At 47.1% G+C, this 18,436-nt stretch carries 19 protein-coding genes; 18 read left to right on the forward strand and 1 reads right to left on the reverse strand.

Translation table 11 applies throughout. From position 1 onward, the window contains the following. The first annotated feature begins 63 nt into the window (after positions 1-63). From sleB to V5J77_RS12040, 18 genes are all read left to right on the forward strand, one after another. On the forward strand, positions 64-855 hold the full coding sequence (gene sleB / locus V5J77_RS11955; RefSeq protein ID WP_338556045.1) for a spore cortex-lytic enzyme: 792 nt from the start codon (positions 64-66) through the stop codon (positions 853-855). Between the two features lie 133 nt (positions 856-988). Further along, positions 989-2,299 (forward strand): pitrilysin family protein, encoded by a 1,311-nt coding sequence (locus tag V5J77_RS11960; RefSeq protein WP_338556046.1) that lies wholly within the window; start codon positions 989-991, stop codon positions 2,297-2,299. A 5-nt stretch (positions 2,300-2,304) separates the two neighbouring features. Continuing rightward, positions 2,305-3,591, forward strand: a complete 1,287-nt coding sequence (locus V5J77_RS11965; protein ID WP_338556047.1) for a pitrilysin family protein — start codon at positions 2,305-2,307, stop codon at positions 3,589-3,591. 14 nt (positions 3,592-3,605) lie between these two features. Then, complete coding sequence (locus V5J77_RS11970; protein ID WP_338556735.1) at positions 3,606-4,334, forward strand: SDR family oxidoreductase; 729 nt, start codon at positions 3,606-3,608, stop codon at positions 4,332-4,334. A gap of 106 nt (positions 4,335-4,440) precedes the next feature. Then, the gene (locus V5J77_RS11975) at positions 4,441-4,692 is read left to right on the forward strand and encodes a DUF3243 domain-containing protein (protein ID WP_338556048.1); all 252 of its coding nucleotides are present in this window, start codon (positions 4,441-4,443) and stop codon (positions 4,690-4,692) included. A gap of 196 nt (positions 4,693-4,888) precedes the next feature. Beyond that, complete coding sequence (locus V5J77_RS11980) at positions 4,889-5,656, forward strand: DUF3388 domain-containing protein (RefSeq protein ID WP_046230848.1); 768 nt, start codon at positions 4,889-4,891, stop codon at positions 5,654-5,656. 20 nt (positions 5,657-5,676) lie between these two features. Then, positions 5,677-6,576: a RodZ domain-containing protein gene (locus V5J77_RS11985; RefSeq protein ID WP_338556050.1), complete on the forward strand. Its 900-nt coding sequence runs from the start codon at positions 5,677-5,679 to the stop codon at positions 6,574-6,576. A 37-nt stretch (positions 6,577-6,613) separates the two neighbouring features. Further along, a complete protein-coding gene (locus tag V5J77_RS11990; protein WP_338556052.1) occupies positions 6,614-7,105 on the forward strand; it encodes a YajQ family cyclic di-GMP-binding protein in 492 nt (163 codons plus the stop codon). A gap of 222 nt (positions 7,106-7,327) precedes the next feature. Continuing rightward, on the forward strand, positions 7,328-7,903 hold the full coding sequence (gene pgsA, locus V5J77_RS11995) for a CDP-diacylglycerol--glycerol-3-phosphate 3-phosphatidyltransferase (protein ID WP_338556054.1): 576 nt from the start codon (positions 7,328-7,330) through the stop codon (positions 7,901-7,903). Positions 7,904-8,012: 109 nt separating this feature from the next. Beyond that, entirely contained in the window at positions 8,013-9,260 is a 1,248-nt protein-coding gene (locus tag V5J77_RS12000) for a competence/damage-inducible protein A (RefSeq protein WP_338556056.1), read from the forward strand. Positions 9,261-9,627: 367 nt separating this feature from the next. Next, entirely contained in the window at positions 9,628-10,689 is a 1,062-nt protein-coding gene (recA, locus tag V5J77_RS12005) for a recombinase RecA (protein ID WP_338556058.1), read from the forward strand. 119 nt (positions 10,690-10,808) lie between these two features. Beyond that, on the forward strand, positions 10,809-11,438 hold the full coding sequence (locus V5J77_RS12010) for a RecX family transcriptional regulator (protein WP_338556060.1): 630 nt from the start codon (positions 10,809-10,811) through the stop codon (positions 11,436-11,438). Positions 11,439-11,669: 231 nt separating this feature from the next. Continuing rightward, the gene (gene rny / locus V5J77_RS12015) at positions 11,670-13,211 is read left to right on the forward strand and encodes a ribonuclease Y (RefSeq protein ID WP_338556062.1); all 1,542 of its coding nucleotides are present in this window, start codon (positions 11,670-11,672) and stop codon (positions 13,209-13,211) included. 77 nt (positions 13,212-13,288) lie between these two features. Then, positions 13,289-14,083 carry a TIGR00282 family metallophosphoesterase gene (locus V5J77_RS12020; protein ID WP_338556064.1) on the forward strand — a complete coding sequence of 265 codons (795 nt, stop codon included), beginning with the start codon at positions 13,289-13,291 and terminating at the stop codon, positions 14,081-14,083. Between the two features lie 139 nt (positions 14,084-14,222). Beyond that, positions 14,223-14,483, forward strand: a complete 261-nt coding sequence (locus V5J77_RS12025; protein ID WP_025335291.1) for a stage V sporulation protein S — start codon at positions 14,223-14,225, stop codon at positions 14,481-14,483. 219 nt (positions 14,484-14,702) lie between these two features. Further along, entirely contained in the window at positions 14,703-15,278 is a 576-nt protein-coding gene (locus tag V5J77_RS12030; protein ID WP_338556074.1) for a phosphate propanoyltransferase, read from the forward strand. Between the two features lie 228 nt (positions 15,279-15,506). Next, positions 15,507-17,096: a tRNA (N6-isopentenyl adenosine(37)-C2)-methylthiotransferase MiaB gene (miaB, locus tag V5J77_RS12035; protein WP_338556076.1), complete on the forward strand. Its 1,590-nt coding sequence runs from the start codon at positions 15,507-15,509 to the stop codon at positions 17,094-17,096. Positions 17,097-17,148: 52 nt separating this feature from the next. Continuing rightward, a complete protein-coding gene (locus tag V5J77_RS12040) occupies positions 17,149-17,640 on the forward strand; it encodes a YlbF family regulator (RefSeq protein WP_338556078.1) in 492 nt (163 codons plus the stop codon). Positions 17,641-17,748: 108 nt separating this feature from the next. On the opposite strand, the gene V5J77_RS12045 is transcribed toward V5J77_RS12040, so the two are convergent. Then, complete coding sequence (locus V5J77_RS12045; protein ID WP_338556080.1) at positions 17,749-18,378, reverse strand: biotin transporter BioY; 630 nt, start codon at positions 18,376-18,378, stop codon at positions 17,749-17,751. Positions 18,379-18,436 lie beyond the last annotated feature (58 nt).

The following is an 18,436-nucleotide window of genomic DNA, read 5'->3' on the forward strand; positions in this document are numbered from 1 at the left end:
TACTAGACTTAGGCAACGCTGTTAATTAGCGTACTATCTTGTAAGAGAAAGGCAGATCCTTTTATGAAAAAAAGACTAATGGTCATAACCGCAGTGCTCGTTATCGCCTTGTTCGGCTCCTATTCGCTCCGGCATATGAATCAAGTTAAAACATCGGAGACATTCAGCAATGCAACGCTCAAGGTTGGTTCCTCGGGCAAGGATGTGTATGAGCTGCAAGGAAGGCTGAAACATCTGGGATATTTCAGCGGGAAAGTAGATGGGCAGTTTGGAGCAAGCACGAAAAATGCCGTTACCTGGTTCCAATGGAAATTCGGAATGAAGGCAGATGGGGTGGTCGGGGCCTCGACAAAGCTTAAGCTTTGGGAGGCGACCAAGGCATGGAAGCCGACAGCAGCAGATTCATCTTCCGGAGGACAAGCCGGCTCAGGGAATACAGCTGCTTCTAGCAATGGCGGCGGAGGTGGAAGCTCGCTTTCTAAGTCTAACAAGCTGGGCCTCAGCGCCAATGATTTGAAGCTGATGGCAAACGCCGTATACGGGGAATCTAGGGGCGAGCCCTATGTAGGACAAATAGCCGTTGCAGCGGTCATTCTCAATCGACTGCAATCAACAAGCTTTCCGAATTCGATTTCAGGCGTTATTTTTCAGCCGGGTGCCTTTACCGCGGTAGCAGATGGCCAAATTTGGCTGACGCCAAATGAAACAGCTAGCCGCGCGGTTATGGATGCAATAAACGGACAAGATCCATCAAATGGCTGCTTGTACTATTTTAATCCCGAAACAGCGACCTCGAAGTGGATATGGACAAGGCCGCAGGTAAAAACGATAGGCAAGCACATTTTTTGCATGTAGCGCCTTTACAGAAGCAACCGTTCTGCCTTAAAGCAGCTCTGGTTGCTTCTTCCTTTTCGCTTCGGTTAGAATGGTATAGGATACTTGAAATTGGAATACATTTACTTGAAGCATAGAAAGTTATGCTTTTCGTATGCATAAAAACTTAGTTTGGAAGGAGCTAGCGAAGGTGACACTTTTCGAAAGAGGACAATATGGTCGAATACGGCTGCATGTGCTGCCTACTAAGCGTTTTAAAACGTTCGCGATTTCCTTGTTTGCCGGGCGCGTGCTTGCAGAAGATACGGTTACAGAGACAGCTCTTATTCCTTTTGTGCTGCGCAGAGGGACGGCGGCGACGCCGGAGACGAAAGCATTTCGCGAGCGACTCGATGATTTGTACGGAGCCGGCTTCGGCTTTGATGTATATAAGCGTGGAGATTCTCAAATCGTCCAATTCCGCTTGGATGTCATTAACGATCAGTTTGTATCCTCGGACACGCCGCTGCTTGCTGCATCATTGGGACTGCTTGGCGAGGTGCTGACTGAGCCTTTGCTCGAAAATGGCGCATTCAGCCGTAAATATGTCGATGCAGAAAAAGTGACGCTCACGAAACGGCTGGAATCAATCGTCAATGATAAAATCCGTTATGCCGCTGAGCGATGCGTTGAAGAAATGTGTGCAAATGAGCCTTATCGGCTGCATCCGCTTGGCAAGCTTGCTGCGATTGAAGGGATAACCCCGGAATCACTCCATAAGCAATACAAGACATGGCTTGGGGAAGCGGCGCTCGATTTGTACGTAGTTGGCGATACTACGCTTGAGGAAGTGACAGCTTACGTACGTGATGCGTTTAAGCTGGCTGACGGAGCAGCGGCGAGCTATCCAGCGGCAGACGTTACTCATCAGGTGCGCGAGGTTCATACGGTTGTAGAGCGAATGGATGTGACTCAAGGGAAACTGAACTTGGGCCTGCGTACGGGTGTCGCTTATGGGGATGATGATTATGCGGCAGCTCTTATGTATAATGGTGTGCTAGGCGGATATCCACACTCCAAGCTCTTTTTGAATGTGCGCGAGAAGGAAAGTCTGGCTTATTATGCGGCTTCCCGTCTGGATGGACATAAAGGCATATGCACGGTGCAGTCAGGCATCGAAATCGAGAACTATGAGAAAGCGGTCAAAATTATTCGCGAGCAGCTCGAGAGCATGCGTCAAGGCGTGCTGTCCGAGCTCGAAATGAGCCAGACTAAAGCTATGATAGCGAACCATCTGCGCGAGCTTCAGGATTCTGCTTATGAAATGATCGCTTACGATTTTAATGCGGTGCTGTCCGGCAAGGAAAGAAGTGCCGAGAAGCTGCTTGAGCAGGTGCAGGCTGTTACCGCTGCCGATATTGTCAGAGTTGCACAAAATGTGCAGCTCGATACGATTTATTATTTGCGTGATCGGAAGGAGGCGTAACCACCGTGCAACCATTGGAATATAAGGGCGTACAGGAGACGCTTTATCGTGAAGTGCTAGATAATGGACTTGAAGTCATCGTGCTGCCTAAAGAGGGCTTTCATAAAACATACGCTACATTTTCCACGAAATACGGCTCAGTTGATAATTGGTTTGCAGTCGGCGAAGGGGAAGCGGTCAAAGTGCCGGACGGGATTGCTCACTTTTTGGAGCACAAAATGTTCGAGGAGCCGACAGGCGATATTTTTGCTACGTTTGCGTCCCAAGGTGCATCCGCGAACGCTTTCACAAGCTTCGACCGCACGGTATATTTGTTTTCGGCGACGGAGCAAATTCCTGCCAACCTGGAGACGCTCATTAATTTTGTGCAAAATCCTTATTTCACCGACAAGAATGTGGACAAGGAAAAAGGCATTATTGAGCAGGAAATCAATATGTACAAGGATAATGCCGACTGGCGCGTTTATTTTGGGCTTATTGATGCGCTGTACCACACCCATCCGGTGCATATTGATATTGCCGGCACTGTGGAGTCGATTTATCAAATTGATAAGGAGACGCTGTATAAGTGCTATGAAACGTTTTACCATCCCTCCAATATGCTGCTGTTCGTCGTTGGCGGCGTAGATGCGAAGGAAGTATTTGAGCTTGTAAGAAGCAATCAAGCAGCCAAAAACTTCAAGCCGCAGGGCGAAATTCGCCGACTGTTTGAGGAAGAGCCGACTTCGGTTAAAACACCGCATAAAGTGACGAAGCTTCCGGTCTCGCTGCCGAAATGCATGTTTGGCTTTAAGGAAAAAAATACGAGTTTATCCAGCGAGCAATTGCTGCGTCAGGAAGTTACCTCCAAGCTGATGCTCGATGTTTTGTTTGGACCGAGCTCGGCTTTGTATGAAGAGCTCTACGAAAGCCAGCTCATTTCCGATTCCTTTGGAACCGAATATAATGCCAATCCGGGCTATGCGTTCTCTGTACTTGGCGGAGATACTCCTGATCCAAAGCAACTGCTGGCTCGTGTAAAGGCTGCTATTGAGCAAGCGCTTGAGAGCGGACTCGATGAAATCGCCTTTGAACGCTCAAAAAAGAAAAAAATCGGCGGTTATTTGCGGATGCTGAATTCCCCTGAATCCATCGCTGGCGAATTTACGCGCTACCGCTTCCGCGACAGTGATATGTTTGATGTGCTGCCATTGTACGAGAGCTGCACGCTTGAACAGGCGAATGAGCGGCTGCGTGAGCATTTTGATTTTAATCAGCTGGCTGTATCAATAGTGGAGAAGCCTGACGCGTGAAGACGCTAGGGGAGATGACTGTGCTTATTACAGGGGGAAGCCGTGGCATCGGCGCCGCAATTGCGCGGCGCTTCGCGGCAGAAGGCATGAATGTCGTCATCCATTACTTGAATGCCCATGAGGCGGCAAATGAAACGGCGAGGGAATGCTTGCAGCTTGGCGGAGATGCAATGACTATTTCCGCTGATTTGCGCTCTAAGGAGCAGCTGCTGCGTATGCGAGACAAGCTAGAGGCGCATAACCGAATGCCTGATATCCTCGTTAATAATGGCGGTGTCGCGCATTACGGCATGCTGATGGACGTATCGGAGGAAGAATGGGACGACCTGATGGCCGTTAATCTTAAGGGAATGTTTTTATGCAGCCAAATTTTTATGCCGCACATGATCGAAAATCGTTTTGGCCGTATCATTAATGTTTCTTCCGTTTGGGGGATATCGGGCGCCTCCTGTGAAGTGCTGTATTCCACCTCCAAGGGGGGAATGAACGCTTTTACGAAAGCTTTGGCTAAGGAACTGGCTCCGTCGGGCGTTACGGTCAACGCGGTTGCTCCAGGTGCGGTCAACACGGAAATGATGGATGGGTTTAATGAGGATGAGAAGACAGCGCTGGAGCAGGAAATTCCGCTGGGCCGCCTTGGCCAGCCGGATGAAGTTGCCTCGCTCGTTTATTTTCTTTCCCTTCCGGAATCCTCTTACATTACAGGCCAAGTCATTAGCCCGAATGGCGGTTGGCATACGTAAGGGGAAATGCTGTTTATTGACGTTGCAACCTCCGCATAATCTGCCTCTTATCGAAGCAGAATAATGATTGTTGATGATTGTTCACAACACAAGGAGGCGAAGGAAAATGTCAACCGTTCTTACAAACTTCGATACGTGGAAGCAATTTTTGGCTGACAAGGTCCAGCATGCGAAGGAAATCGGGATGGACGATGAGTCCATAGCCAGCCTTGCCTTCGAAATCGGATCTTTTCTTGATGAAAAGGTCGATCCGAAAAATGAGGAGCAGCGCGTATTAAAGGAGCTGTGGGATGCAGGCGACGATTCCGAGCGCAAGGTTCTAGCTCGTCTCATGCTTAAGCTTGTACAAAAGGCGTAATTCGCTACATGTTATTCGCAGAAAAGCCTCCAGCACGGAGGCTTTTCTGCGAATATGCCTAATAAATGCCGGCAATGGCCGCAGCCTTTCAATAGTTTTGATGTAAGGTTGCAGGAATGTGGCGAAAATTGTAGAATAGGATTTTGACGGACAACTGGATATGTATGGTCAACAATGTGCTGGGATGGTGATTAGGCTGGAATCAAAACAATGGTATATGGAATATAAGATACATAAGAACAGGCCAGGCTTGCTCGGTGATATCGCTTCTTTGCTCGGTATGCTGGAAGTAAATATAATGACGATTAACGGTGTGGAAGACCGAACGCGTGGCATGCTGCTGCAAACCGATGATGAAGAAAAAATCGTGCTGCTCGGCAAAATGCTCAAAAAGGTTGATAACATTACCGTGAACAAGCTGCGTACGCCAACTATTGTAGACATTTTGGCTGTGCGTCATGGAAGATATATCGAACGTGATTCTGACGATCGCAAAACATTCCGTTTCACACGTGATGAGCTTGGAATTCTCGTTGATTTTCTAGGCGAGGTGTTTAAACGCGAAGGCAATCAGGTAATAGGTTTACGTGGTATGCCGCGCGTAGGAAAAACGGAATCCATTATCGCTGGCAGCGTATGCTCAAATAAACGATGGGCGTTTGTTTCTTCTACGCTTCTCCGCCAAACGGTAAGAAGCCAGCTTTCGGAAGAAGAAATGAATGAAAATAATATTTTTATCATTGACGGCATTGTAAGCACGATTCGTTCCAATGAGCGCCATCATGCCTTGCTGCAAGAAATTATGGCTATGCCTTCGACGAAGGTCATTGAGCATCCCGATATTTTCATTAAAGAATCCCAATACGATCACAGCCATTTTGATATTATAATAGAGCTGCGCAATACGCCGGATGAGGAAATAACGTACGAATCGTTCACTGCAAATTACTCGGATGATTTTTAAGCTGAAAGGAGGAAGCAGGCATGTCTAATCTTGGAGCGCTGCTCCGCAAGGCGCGTGAAGAACGCGGGCTGACGCTTGACGATATTCAGGAAACGACGAAAATTCGCAAGCGCTACCTCGAGGCCATAGAAACCGGCGATCACAGCGTGCTGCCGGGAAGCTTCTATTTACGAGCCTTCGTGAAAAATTATTGCGAGGCTGTAGGACTTGATACCGAAGAGGTGCTGCGCCTGCACGAGAAGGAAGTACCGAATACGATTACGGAGACGTTTACGGAGCCTGTAACGACAAGACCGCCCAGACGCGTACAGTCTGTCGGCTCTGACCGTATTGGCAAGCTAGGCTTCAATGTGATGATGTGGTCATTTTTGATTTTGATTGTGGCTGTCGTATGGATTTTTGTCATCAATCAAAAAGACAAACCGTCCGATATGATCGATCAAGGAACAAAAATTACCGATGAATCTGCGCCGCCTACGCCGACACCTGAGACTGGAGCGACAACGGGCGCTGTTGCGCCTACGGTTACGCCAACTCCTACACCGACGCTTCAGGAGGACGTGACGGTTACTTTTTCATCGAAAATCGGCAAGGTTGATCATTATGATGTAGGTCCAGGAACAGCCGTTCATAAGCTTGAAATCAAGGTAGCTGGCGGCAAAAGCTGGATGGAAGTTCGCGAAGGTGGATCTAAGGGCAGCGCGCTGCTATCGGAAAATGCTAACGACGGCTCTACGCTGCAATTTGAATTAAAGCAGCCGTTATATATTAATGTAGGCCGTGCAGATCTAGTCACGATTTCAGTTGATGGCGTGCTTGTTCCAGATGGGGATCGGGCAGGCTCGAAAAAAATTCAGCTGAATCCGGCAGCATCAGCGAATGCAGGCAGTCCAGAAGCGACTGTTTCGGCTACGCCGTAACAGTTATGAAAGCTATTTTATAGGGGAGTGGAGCTACATGTCTTCAGAAAGTTCATTTGATATTGTGTCCAAGGTGGATATGCAGGAGCTAAACAATGCGATTCAGCAGGCGGAGCGTGAAATTGAGACGCGCTTTGATTTTAAAGGAAGCAAGAGCAGCATTAAGCTTGAAAATGAAGAGCTGGTTCTCGTTTCTGACGATGAATATAAACTCAACAGCGTTATTGATATTTTGCAATCGAAAATGATTAAACGCGGCGTGCCGATCAAAAATATGGATTACGGCAAAATCCAGTCAGCTTCGGCGAATACCGTTCGCCAGCATGTTAAGCTCAAGCAGGGCATTGATCAGGAGCATTCAAAAAAAATTAATATTTTGATTCGCGATTCGAAGCTGAAGGTGAAAAGCCTGATACAAGGAGACCAAATTCGCGTAAGCGGCAAGAGTCGTGATGATTTGCAAGCCGTTATGAATTTACTTCGCGGTGCTAATTTGCCGATTGAGCTGCAATTCACAAATTATCGCTAACCGCAAGTGGCGGTTTAGAGGTCCTCTTTTTTCGCTGCTTGGCGAGAGAAGGGGGCTTTGTTAAACCTTCTTTTCTTCATTTTGACACCAGATTATGCAATGTATTATACTTGGTAGGATAGTTTCGCGGAAGGGATCTGGGGAGACGCAGATGACAGAACTGGTGAGTGAAATGACGCGCAATGACTGGGCAGATTTTGTTTTATTCGGGGAGGAAAAGGTATGAATCTCGCCAATAAAATTACGCTTGTTAGAATTATTTTAGTGCCAATTATTATGGTTTTCCTGCTCGTTAATATGAATGTGGGCTCAGTTGTATTTGATGACTATTCCATTACATATAACCAGATAATTGCAGCAATTATTTTCATTGTGGCAGCGAGTACGGACGGGTTAGACGGGTATATCGCCCGTAAGAACAAAATTGTAACCAATTTGGGCAAGCTTCTTGATCCACTTGCTGATAAGCTGCTTGTTGCGGCTGTGCTAATTTCACTGGTGGAGATGGATAAGCTGGCTGGCTGGATTGCAATTCTGATTATTAGCCGTGAATTCGCTGTTACTGGACTTCGCCAAATTGCGCTGCTTGAGGGCAGTGTTATGGCAGCTAGCAAATGGGGCAAGTGGAAAACAGCTGTACAAATTACGATGATCATATCGCTTTTGCTTAACAACTTCCCGTTCGCTTTCATCTCGGTTCCATTTGATTTGATTGCAAGCTGGGTCGCAGTTGCAATTACGCTCTATTCCGGAATTGATTATTTTGTGAAAAATAAACATTTAATTCCGGTAGAATAACGATGAAACGCACTTTGCCGTTTTTTGAAAAGCATCTTTCCTGTTTCAGGGAGGATGCTTTTGCTTACCGAATTATAGCGCGGCCATTACCTGAAGGAGGATGAATAGGATGAAAGCAGAGATTATCGCAGTAGGTACAGAATTGCTGCTCGGACAGATTGTTAATACAAATGCACAGTATTTGTCCCAAGAGCTCGCTGGACTTGGCATAGATGTATATTTTCAAACGGTGGTTGGAGACAACCCGGAGCGTATTCGCAAAGCGATTGTAACAGCGAAAGAGCGCGCCGACTTGCTTGTGTTTACCGGAGGCTTAGGACCTACGCTTGATGATTTGACGAAGGATGTGCTGGCTGCTTATTTAAATCGCGGTTTGTTCTTGCACAAGCCTTCCATGGATAAAATCGAGGAGCTGTTCAGCTCAAGAGGCATGCATATGGTGGAAAGCAATCGCAGACAGGCACTGTCTATTGATGGCAGCGTGGCGCTGCATAATGCGGCGGGCCTTGCCGTAGGCAACGCCCTGACAGAGGATGGTACGCATTATATGCTGCTGCCGGGGCCTCCGAGGGAAATGAAGCCGATGATCGACGGGCCGGGCAAGGAATGGCTGCGGACGCTTCTCGGACACGAGCAGCCGCTTTATTCGCGTCTGCTTAAGTTCGCAGGCATTGGGGAGTCCAACTTGGAGGCTAGGCTGCTCGATTTAATTGAAGCCCAGGTTGATCCTACCATTGCTCCTTATGCGAAGGAAGGCGAGGTAGCTATTCGTGTTTCCACGAAAGCGGCTACGCAGGCAGAGGCTGACAGCAAAATAGATGCCACAGTGGAACAGATTGTTGAACGCATTGGAGAGCATCTGTACGCCCAAGAAGACATTCCACTGGAGGAGGCGGTCATTAGGCTGCTTCGTGCAAGCAGACGCAAGCTGGCCAGTGCTGAGAGCTGCAGCGGCGGTCTGCTAGCTGAGCTGATTACGAGCGTCCCAGGAAGCAGTGGGGAATATACGGGCGGCGTTGTAACGTATACGAATGAGATGAAGCATGCGCTGCTCGGCATACCTTTGGCACAGCTAGAGGGCGAAGGGGCTCCTGGCGCGATCAGCGAATCGACAGCTGCGTTAATGGCTGAACGGATACAGCAGCTTGCAGACAGCGACTTCGGCGTGTCTATAACAGGTGTGGCAGGGCCCGCGGAAAGCGAAGGGAAGCCTGTAGGACTTGTTTATATAGCTATTGCCGAGCGTGGCAAGGAAACGGCGGTTTATCCGCTGCAATTAAGCGGCAGCCGGACGATTATTCGCGTACGTGCTGTAAAAACGCTGCTGTATCGTTTGTGGCTAGCTATCCAGAACTAAAGAGCAGAAGTTCGATGTCAAAAACAGGCGAAAGATGTTGCTTTTTGCCGGAATCGGGCGTATACTGAACACAACTTACGGAAGAACCGTGGCGAAGCTAACTTTGCTGCGGTTTTTTTTGTTTGGTTCATGGTGAAACATCTGTTGCCGCCCTGCCGCCCTCTGGCGAAACATCGTGTTTCTGTCCGAGAAATATAAGTCTAATTTATACGCGAAAAGCTTATAAATGCTTATATTTTTAGAAATCTCAAAGCTGCATGTCCATCGTCGTCTTCATAAAAAAACGAATGTATGTTCGAAAAAATGCTTGGCAAAGGGTCGGAAAAAGGTTATCATAATATTATAAATAACGAAGGATGTGAGTGGATTGGCTGATCGTCGTGCTGCGTTAGATATGGCTATGCGTCAAATTGAGAAACAATTCGGCAAGGGCTCTATTATGAAACTAGGGGAATCAACACATATGCAAGTGGAGGTCGTGCCGAGCGGCTCGCTTGCTTTAGATATCGCACTTGGAATCGGGGGTTTCCCGAGAGGACGTATTATTGAAGTATATGGACCTGAATCTTCTGGTAAAACGACTGTTGCGCTTCATGCGATTGCAGAAGTTCAACGTGCAGGTGGACAAGCTGCCTTTATCGATGCAGAGCATGCACTTGATCCGTTATATGCAAGCAAGCTCGGTGTCAATATTGATGAATTGCTGCTTTCCCAGCCAGATACAGGGGAGCAAGGGCTGGAAATCGCAGAAGCGCTCGTTCGCAGTGGCGCAGTTGATATTGTTGTTATTGACTCCGTCGCGGCACTTGTACCTAAGGCTGAGATTGAAGGCGACATGGGGGACTCGCATGTTGGTTTACAAGCTCGCTTAATGTCTCAGGCGCTTCGCAAGCTGTCCGGTGCCATCAGTAAATCAAAGACGATTACGATCTTTATTAACCAACTGCGTGAGAAGGTTGGCGTTATGTTCGGTAACCCTGAGACGACACCAGGTGGACGCGCATTGAAGTTTTATTCTAGCATACGTCTCGATGTCCGCCGGATTGAGACACTTAAGCAAGGCAATGATATGATTGGTAACCGTACACGTATTAAAGTTGTCAAAAACAAAGTGGCTCCGCCGTTTAAGCAAGCCGAGGTTGACATTATGTATGGTGAGGGCATTTCCAAAGAGGGCACGCTTGTTGATATGGGTGTTGAGCTTGATATTGTACAAAAAAGCGGCGCATGGTTTTCCTACAATGGCGAGCGCCTCGGTCAAGGCCGGGAAAATGCTAAGCAGTTTTTGAAAGATCATGCAGATATTGCAGAAGTCATTGATAAGCAGATTCGGGATGCCAGCAATTTGGTAGCGACTGCTACTCAGGCGACAGGTCTTGGTCAAGAAGAAGAGGACGAGGACGATTTCGACGAGTCTGAATTGGATTAATATATTAAATTAGTAACGAAATGGATAAATGACAATGACGACGCCGTTCCTCTTTAGGGACGGCGAACTTGTTTTGGGAAACATATATAACTATTTGAAAAACGTAATTTGGAGGGTTTATGATTGAAATCAGAGCGGTCGAGAAAGACAGCAAGCATCGAAGCCGCTATCTTATATTCGCGGGAGGCGAGGAGCCGATTTTATCGGTTCACGAGGATCTGCTGATCCGTCATACGCTGTTTAAAGGGCAGCTTTTAACAGAGTCGCAAATAGAGGAAATTCGCAGCGAGGATGAGCGTTATCGCGCTTATGCGATGGCTGTTTATTATTTGGGCTTCAAGCCGCGGACAGGCAAGCAGATAGAGCAGTATCTGCAACGGAAGCTAATTGCTCAGGATCATATTAATTACACCATAGAGCGTTTAGAAAAGGAGCATATTGTGGATGATGAACAGTATGCGATGCAATTTGCCGCTCAGCGAATGAAAAGCAGCCATAAAGGCAGGCGTTACATTCAGCAGGAGCTTATGCAGCGGGGCGTGTCGAAAACAGCAGCGCTTGCTGCTACTTCGGCAATTGACAGTGAAATGGAGCTGAATGCAGCAATTTCTAAGGCAACCAAAAAATGGCGCACAATAAAAGGAGAGCCTTTTGAGCGCAGACGCAAGCTGGCGGCATTTTTAATACGAAGGGGCTTTCCTGTAGACATTATTAAAGCCGCAGTAAAATCAGCGGAAGAGAATGCATAATCTATGAAGCAAAAAGATCAACTTGGGCTTTTGCTTGACAAGTGATTTTACCAAAAGATAAAATGAGTTTGTATTCCTTCCACATCAAATCTATTTTCCTTCCAAAAATTGATTTGAGAAGATTATTTTCGGCAAGTTGTTAGAAGATGAAAACGGTATGGAAACCGACTAAAATCAAATATCATTCCAAGCGTTTGCTTTTGTGAATGCAACGAGGAGGTGAACAAGAGGATGGATCCTATTTGGACGATCTTGATCAGTCTCGTTGTTGGCGTTATTTTCTTTGGAGTTGGTTATTTTATTCGAAAGTCGATTGCCGAAGCTAAAATTTCCAGTGCTGAGCAGGCTGCTATCCAAATCGTAGAAAATGCGAAAAAAGAAGCAGAAGCCCAGAAGAAGGAAACGGTGCTGGAAGCGAAAGATGAAGTCCACAAACTTCGTACCGAAGCTGAAAAAGACATTCGTGAACGTCGTAATGAGGTTCAGCGTCAGGACAGACGTTTACTCCAGAAAGAGGAGTCGTTGGATAAAAAATTAGAAGCGCTAGAACGCAAAGAAGAATTAGTTGCCAACAAAGAGAAACGGATCGATGAAACCCAAGAACAGATTGATACCATCTATAAGCAGCAGCTTAGCGAGCTGGAGCGAATTTCCGGCTTGACGATGGAAGGCGCGAAATCGATTATTTTGTCTAATGTTGAACAGGAAGTACGACATGAGACAGCACAGATGATCAAGGAAATTGAGCAGCAGGCTAAAGAAGAAGCAGATAAAAAGGCACGTGATATTATATCGCTCGCTATCCAACGTTGTGCGGCTGATCACGTAGCAGAAACGACTGTATCAGTCGTCTCCTTACCGAATGAGGAAATGAAAGGCCGCATTATCGGACGCGAAGGTCGTAATATCCGCGCTCTGGAAACATTGACCGGTATCGATCTTATTATCGACGATACACCGGAAGCGGTCATCCTGTCTGGCTTCGATCCTATCCGGCGTGAAATTGCCCGCACTTCCCTTGAGAAGCTTGTCGCTGACGGACGTATCCATCCTGCTCGTATTGAAGAGATGGTTGAGAAATCACGCAAGGAAGTGGATGAGCGTATCCGTGAATACGGGGAGCAAGCTACTTTTGAGGTGGGTGTACATGGCTTGCATCCTGACTTGATTAAGATTTTGGGAAGACTCAAGTATCGGACAAGCTACGGTCAAAATGTGCTCAAGCACTCCATGGAGGTTGCTTACTTGACTGGACTTATGGCTGCCGAGCTGGGCGAGGATATTACACTCGCAAAGCGCGCAGGCTTGCTGCATGACATCGGTAAAGCACTTGACCATGAGGTTGAGGGCTCGCACGTTGAGATTGGCGTTGAACTTGCCAAGAAATACAAAGAGCATCCTGTTGTTATTAACAGTATTGCTTCCCACCATGGCGATTGTGAAGCGACCTCGGTTATCGCAATGCTGGTTGGTGCAGCTGACGCTTTGTCGGCAGCACGTCCAGGCGCACGCCGTGAGACGCTCGAAACGTATATCAAGCGTCTGGAGAAGCTGGAGAATATTTCGGAGTCATTCGAAGGTGTTGAGAAATCGTATGCCATTCAGGCCGGCCGTGAAGTACGTGTTATGGTACAGCCTGAGAAGATTGACGATACAGAAGCATTCCGACTCGCTCGCGACATTACGAAGAAAATTGAAAGTGAGCTTGATTATCCAGGCCACATCAAAGTCACCGTTATTCGTGAGACACGGGCTGTGGAATACGCGAAGTAAACAGTATAGCAACGCGGAAAAGTGGCTGCCCTGCAGCCACTTTTCCTGTCTGAATAGGTAAAAGGAAGTGAGCAGCAATGAACGTATTATTTATTGGGGATATTGTTGGAAGTGTGGGGCGCGCAGCCGTAAAGCAAGTGCTTCCAGCGCTTAAATCGAAATACAATCCGCATATTATTATCGTAAACGGTGAAAATGCAGCAGCAGGCCGGGGCATTACTAAAAATATTGTCAATGAGCTGTTTGAATGCGGCGTTCATGGCATTACGATGGGCAATCATACTTGGGATAACAAAGATATTTTTGATTGGATTGATGATGAGCCTCGTATCGTAAGACCTGCAAACTTTGCGGAAGGAACGCCTGGACAAGGTATGGCGATTATTAAGGCGAACGGCAAGCAGCTGGCGATTATCAATTTGCAGGGGAGAACGTTTTTACCGCCGATTGATTGTCCATTCCGCAAAGCGGATGAGCTAATCGAGGTGGCGCATGAAACGACAAAAAATATTTTGGTCGATTTTCATGCGGAAGCAACCTCGGAAAAAATTGCAATGGGCTGGCATCTGGCTGGTCATGCATCTGTGGTTGTAGGAACGCATACGCATGTTCAGACGAATGATGACACGATTTTACCAGGCGGCACAGCTTACTTGACGGATGTGGGTATGACAGGTCCGAAGGACGGGGTGCTCGGGATGGAGCGCAATGCAGTGCTGCACCGGTTTATGACACAAATGCCTACACGTTTTGTCGTGGATGAGGGCAAGTGGCATTTGCATGGCGTGTCGATCCAAATTGATGATGCGACAGGTGAAACGACCAAATTCCAAAAAATTAGACTGGTTGAAGAAGATTGGCTGCTCATGTAGCAGTCTTTTTTTGTTTAAAATTTAGATAATTCAGAACAGTCCGTTAATTTCGGCGATAAAAGCAGGAATTTTTCTACCTCTCTCGAATATTATTGCTAGTAGTGGAATCCATCCATCATTCCCGAGGAGGTACATTTTTATGGATGTATTAAAAGTTTCAGCAAAGTCCAATCCAAATTCCGTTGCAGGTGCGCTGGCCGGAGTTTTACGTGAACGCGGCGCCGCTGAATTACAAGCTATCGGGGCGGGTGCACTAAATCAAGCCATTAAGGCAGTTGCGATTGCGCGAGGATTTGTTGCTCCCAGCGGGGTGGATTTAATTTGTATACCGGCATTTACAGACATTGTGATTGATGGCGAGGATCGGACGGCGATCAAGCTCATTGTTGAGCCTAGATAAGCGCTTAAACGAACGCCTTAGCTCGTTAGAGAAATGTAGAAAAAAGTTCATATGTAACGCCTGCCTACACTCGCGTAAGCAGGTTTTTTGCTTTATAGTGACATATGTTGTTGTGGGTTAAAACAAATAAATGTTATGATTGCTTAGCGCGTTGCAGATTAAGGCGCATGGTCCTTGTGACAAGGATAGCAGATCAATAAGCGAAGGGAAGTAAATGCAATGACACAAAAACTAGTACCTGTAGGGGTATCGGCACGCCATATTCATTTATCTGAGGAGCATGTCGCGATTTTATTTGGAGAAGGCTACGAGCTGACGGAGGCGAAAGCACTCTCTCAGCCAGGACAATATGCAGCAAATGAAACGGTTGCCGTAATCGGACCGAAATCTTCTTTTCCTAAAGTAAGAATTCTTGGGCCTGTCCGCAAGGCGACACAGCTTGAAGTTTCACGCACGGATGCTTTCTCGATTGGCGTAAACCCGCCGGTTCGCGAATCCGGTGATATTAGCGGCTCGGCTGGCATTACGCTGAAGGGGCCTGCTGGTGAAGTGACCATTGAGGAAGGCGTTATCGTTGCAGCGCGCCACATTCATTTTCATACGAGCGATGCTGAGAAATGGGGCATTGCCGATAAGCAAAAGCTGAAGGTGCGTTTTGGCGGAGAGCGCGGCGTTGTATTTGAGGAAGTGATTGCCCGTGTATCCCCAGACTTTGCACTCGACATGCATATTGATACGGACGAAGCGAATGCGGCCGGCATCAAAAATGGCGATACAGCTGAAATTGTAGGCTAATCATTATTTTGTATTAGGCCTTACTTATTATTGAAACGGATAGCGGCAAATAAGCTGCTGTCTGTTTTTTTATTTTTTAAGTAAAATAGGCAGGCGCTTTCAAGATTTGTTGGAAAAAATGGAGCATTAGCAGCATCTATAATGGATTCGATGGAGTTATATGTGTTATAATTTCTTATTGATGTTTAAACACGGGTGAGCACAAGGATATAAGGATGTGACTAAAGCATGACAAAGGGGAACTCGGCGGACTTGAAAGCCGCTAATAAAGATAGGGATTACTCGAAATATTTTGATTTCTCTGATGCGAAGGTGCTTAGCGAGGAAGATGGCAAAATCACCTATCGAATCAAAGGGCGCAATATTCAAATCAATGCTGCTCCGAACCACAAGGAAGAGAAAAAACGGGGCAAAGAGGATATAGAGGTTCATTATGATTTTTCCATACCGGAGGAATTCCGGACGCTAGGCAAGGGCAAATTTTATTTGATTCAAACGTACGGCTGCCAAATGAACGAGCATGACACGGAAGTTATGAAGGGCATGTTCGAGGAAATGGGCTATACGGCGACGGACGATCGGACTGAGGCGGATGTGGTGCTGCTAAATACATGTGCGATTCGGGAAAATGCCGAGGATAAAGTATTCGGGGAGCTAGGACATCTGAAGGTGCTGAAGCAGCAGAAGCCGGGCTTGCTGCTTGGCGTATGCGGCTGCATGTCTCAGGAGGAATCGGTTGTCGGACGTATTTTACAAAAGCATTCCTTCGTCGATATGATTTTCGGCACGCATAACATTCACCGCTTGCCCTTCCTGCTGCAAAATGCCTATTTCAGCAAAGAGATGGTTGTCGAGGTTTGGTCCAAGGAAGGCGATATTATCGAAAACATGCCGAAGAAACGCGAAGGCATGCGGGCTTGGGTTAACATTATGTATGGCTGCGATAAATTTTGCACGTACTGTATTGTGCCTTACACTAGGGGCAAGGAGCGGAGCCGCAGGCCAGAGGATGTCATTGCCGAGGTAAGGGAGCTGGCAAGACAGGGCTTCAAGGAAGTGACGCTGCTAGGGCAGAACGTAAACGCTTATGGCAAGGATTTTGAAGATATCGCCTATCGCTTTGGCGATCTCATGAACGATATGTCTAAAATCGACATTCCGCGCGTTCGTTTTACAACGAGTCATCCAAGAGATTTTGATGATCATCTCATTGAGGTGCTGGCGCAGCGGGGCAATTTGGTCGAGCATATTCATCTGCCTGTTCAATCGGGCAGCACGGAAGTGCTTAAACGGATGAGCCGCAAATACTCGCGTGAAATGTATTTAGAGCTTGTAGGTAAAATTAAGGCGGCTATCCCGGATGCGATGCTGACCTCAGATATTATCGTCGGGTTCCCTGGCGAAACGGATGAGCAGTTCGAGGACACGCTCTCGCTCGTTCGCGAGGTGGGCTTTGACTCCGCCTATACCTTCCTTTACTCGCCGCGTGAAGGTACGCCTGCTGCCGGTATGGAGGATAATGTTCCACTTGATGTCAAGAAGCGTCGGCTGCAGCGTCTGAATGATTTACTTAAACAGATGAGCCTGGAAAGCCATGAGCGGATGATCGGCACGACAGTCGAGGTGCTGATTGAAGGTGAGAGCAAAAATAATGCTAATGTGCTGGCGGGACGTACTCGTACGAACAAGCTCGTGCATTTGGAAGGCCCGCAGGAATGGATTGGGCAGCTTATTGAAGCGAAAGTGACGGAAGCGAAAACCTGGTATATTAAAGCAGAGCCTACAGAAACGCAATTGCGTGAAGCGGTTGTGCTCTAAACGATAAAAGGTTAACAGCAAAACTTGATACCACTAACAGGAGAGATGATAAATGTCTGAGCAACAAACGGTCCAAGGAAATACGGAGCATGGCCATCACCATCATGAGCATGGCGAAGGATGCGGGATTCCAAAGTTTGATACGCGTGATTTGCTAATTCGCGAGGACATTATGAAGAAGGCGAAGGAGCTTGCTGACCTGATTTATACTTCTGAGGAAGTACAGCAGTATCGCCGCGCAGAAAGCCAAATTCAAGGAAATAAGAAAGTTCAGGAATTGATTGCGACTGTGAAGAAAAAGCAAAAGGAGCTTGTCGCCTTCGAAACGACTTTCAAGAACGAGACGATGGTCAAAAAGATTGAGCAGGAAATGGAAGTGCTCCAGGATGAGCTGGACGGCATTCCGATCGTAACGGAATTCCAGCAAAGCCAGTCCGACATCAACTATTTGCTGCAGCTCGTTATTTCGATTGTTCGAGATACCGTTTCTGAGAAAATCAACGTTGAGGCAGGCTCTGAGGAAGCGCCTGCTGAATGCGACTAACGAAAGCAAATGCAACAGGAAAGGGGCTGCACAATGGCGAAATACCATTGCATGCAGCCCCTTTTTTATAAAGAAAGTAAGTTAGAGTGCTTTAGAAATGCGAACACATTAAACGGTTGTCGGGAATGAAGCAGCGGCTTCTGTATTTTGCTTACCAGTTGAAGCTTGAATCCTTAAAATATATGGCTTTAACGCCAGCGTTATAATGACCGCTAATACGGACTTGGCAGCATCGCCTGGCAGGAAGGGGTAGCAGCCATTAATCATTGCTTTTTGAAAGGAGAGGCCTGTTACTTGCATTAACCAAGGGATTCCAACGACATAAGCGAAAAAAGAACTAAACAGCTCGAAAATGACAAACAGCAAAATAGCGGTTGCGATGCGGTTTTTTGCTGCAAAGGAGCTATGAAGCAGCTTGGATGAGAAGAAGCCTACAAGCAGCGCGCAAAAGGGGAAGGCTACTAGAAAACCGCCAGTAGGTCCGGCAATCATACCGAGGCCGCCATTTCCGTTAATAAGCGGAAGACCAATCGTTGCCAGTACAACGACAATCAATATGGATAAAAATCCATTGCGTGCACCGAGGAATAGTCCGGCGAGCGCAACGGCGAGCGTTTGCAGCGTTATCGGTACTGGCGAGGCGGCAAACTTGAATTGAAGGCTGCTCATGACAATAAATAAGGCAGCGAATAAGGCTATGTACACCAGGCTGCGAATATTCGTACTGCGTTTGATCAATGAAATCGTCTCCTTTAAAATGATGATTGCTTTTATAATGTTAACCATATATCATTCA

It is taken from the genome of Paenibacillus sp. KS-LC4, assembly GCF_036894955.1.
Classification (GTDB): domain Bacteria; phylum Bacillota; class Bacilli; order Paenibacillales; family Paenibacillaceae; genus Pristimantibacillus.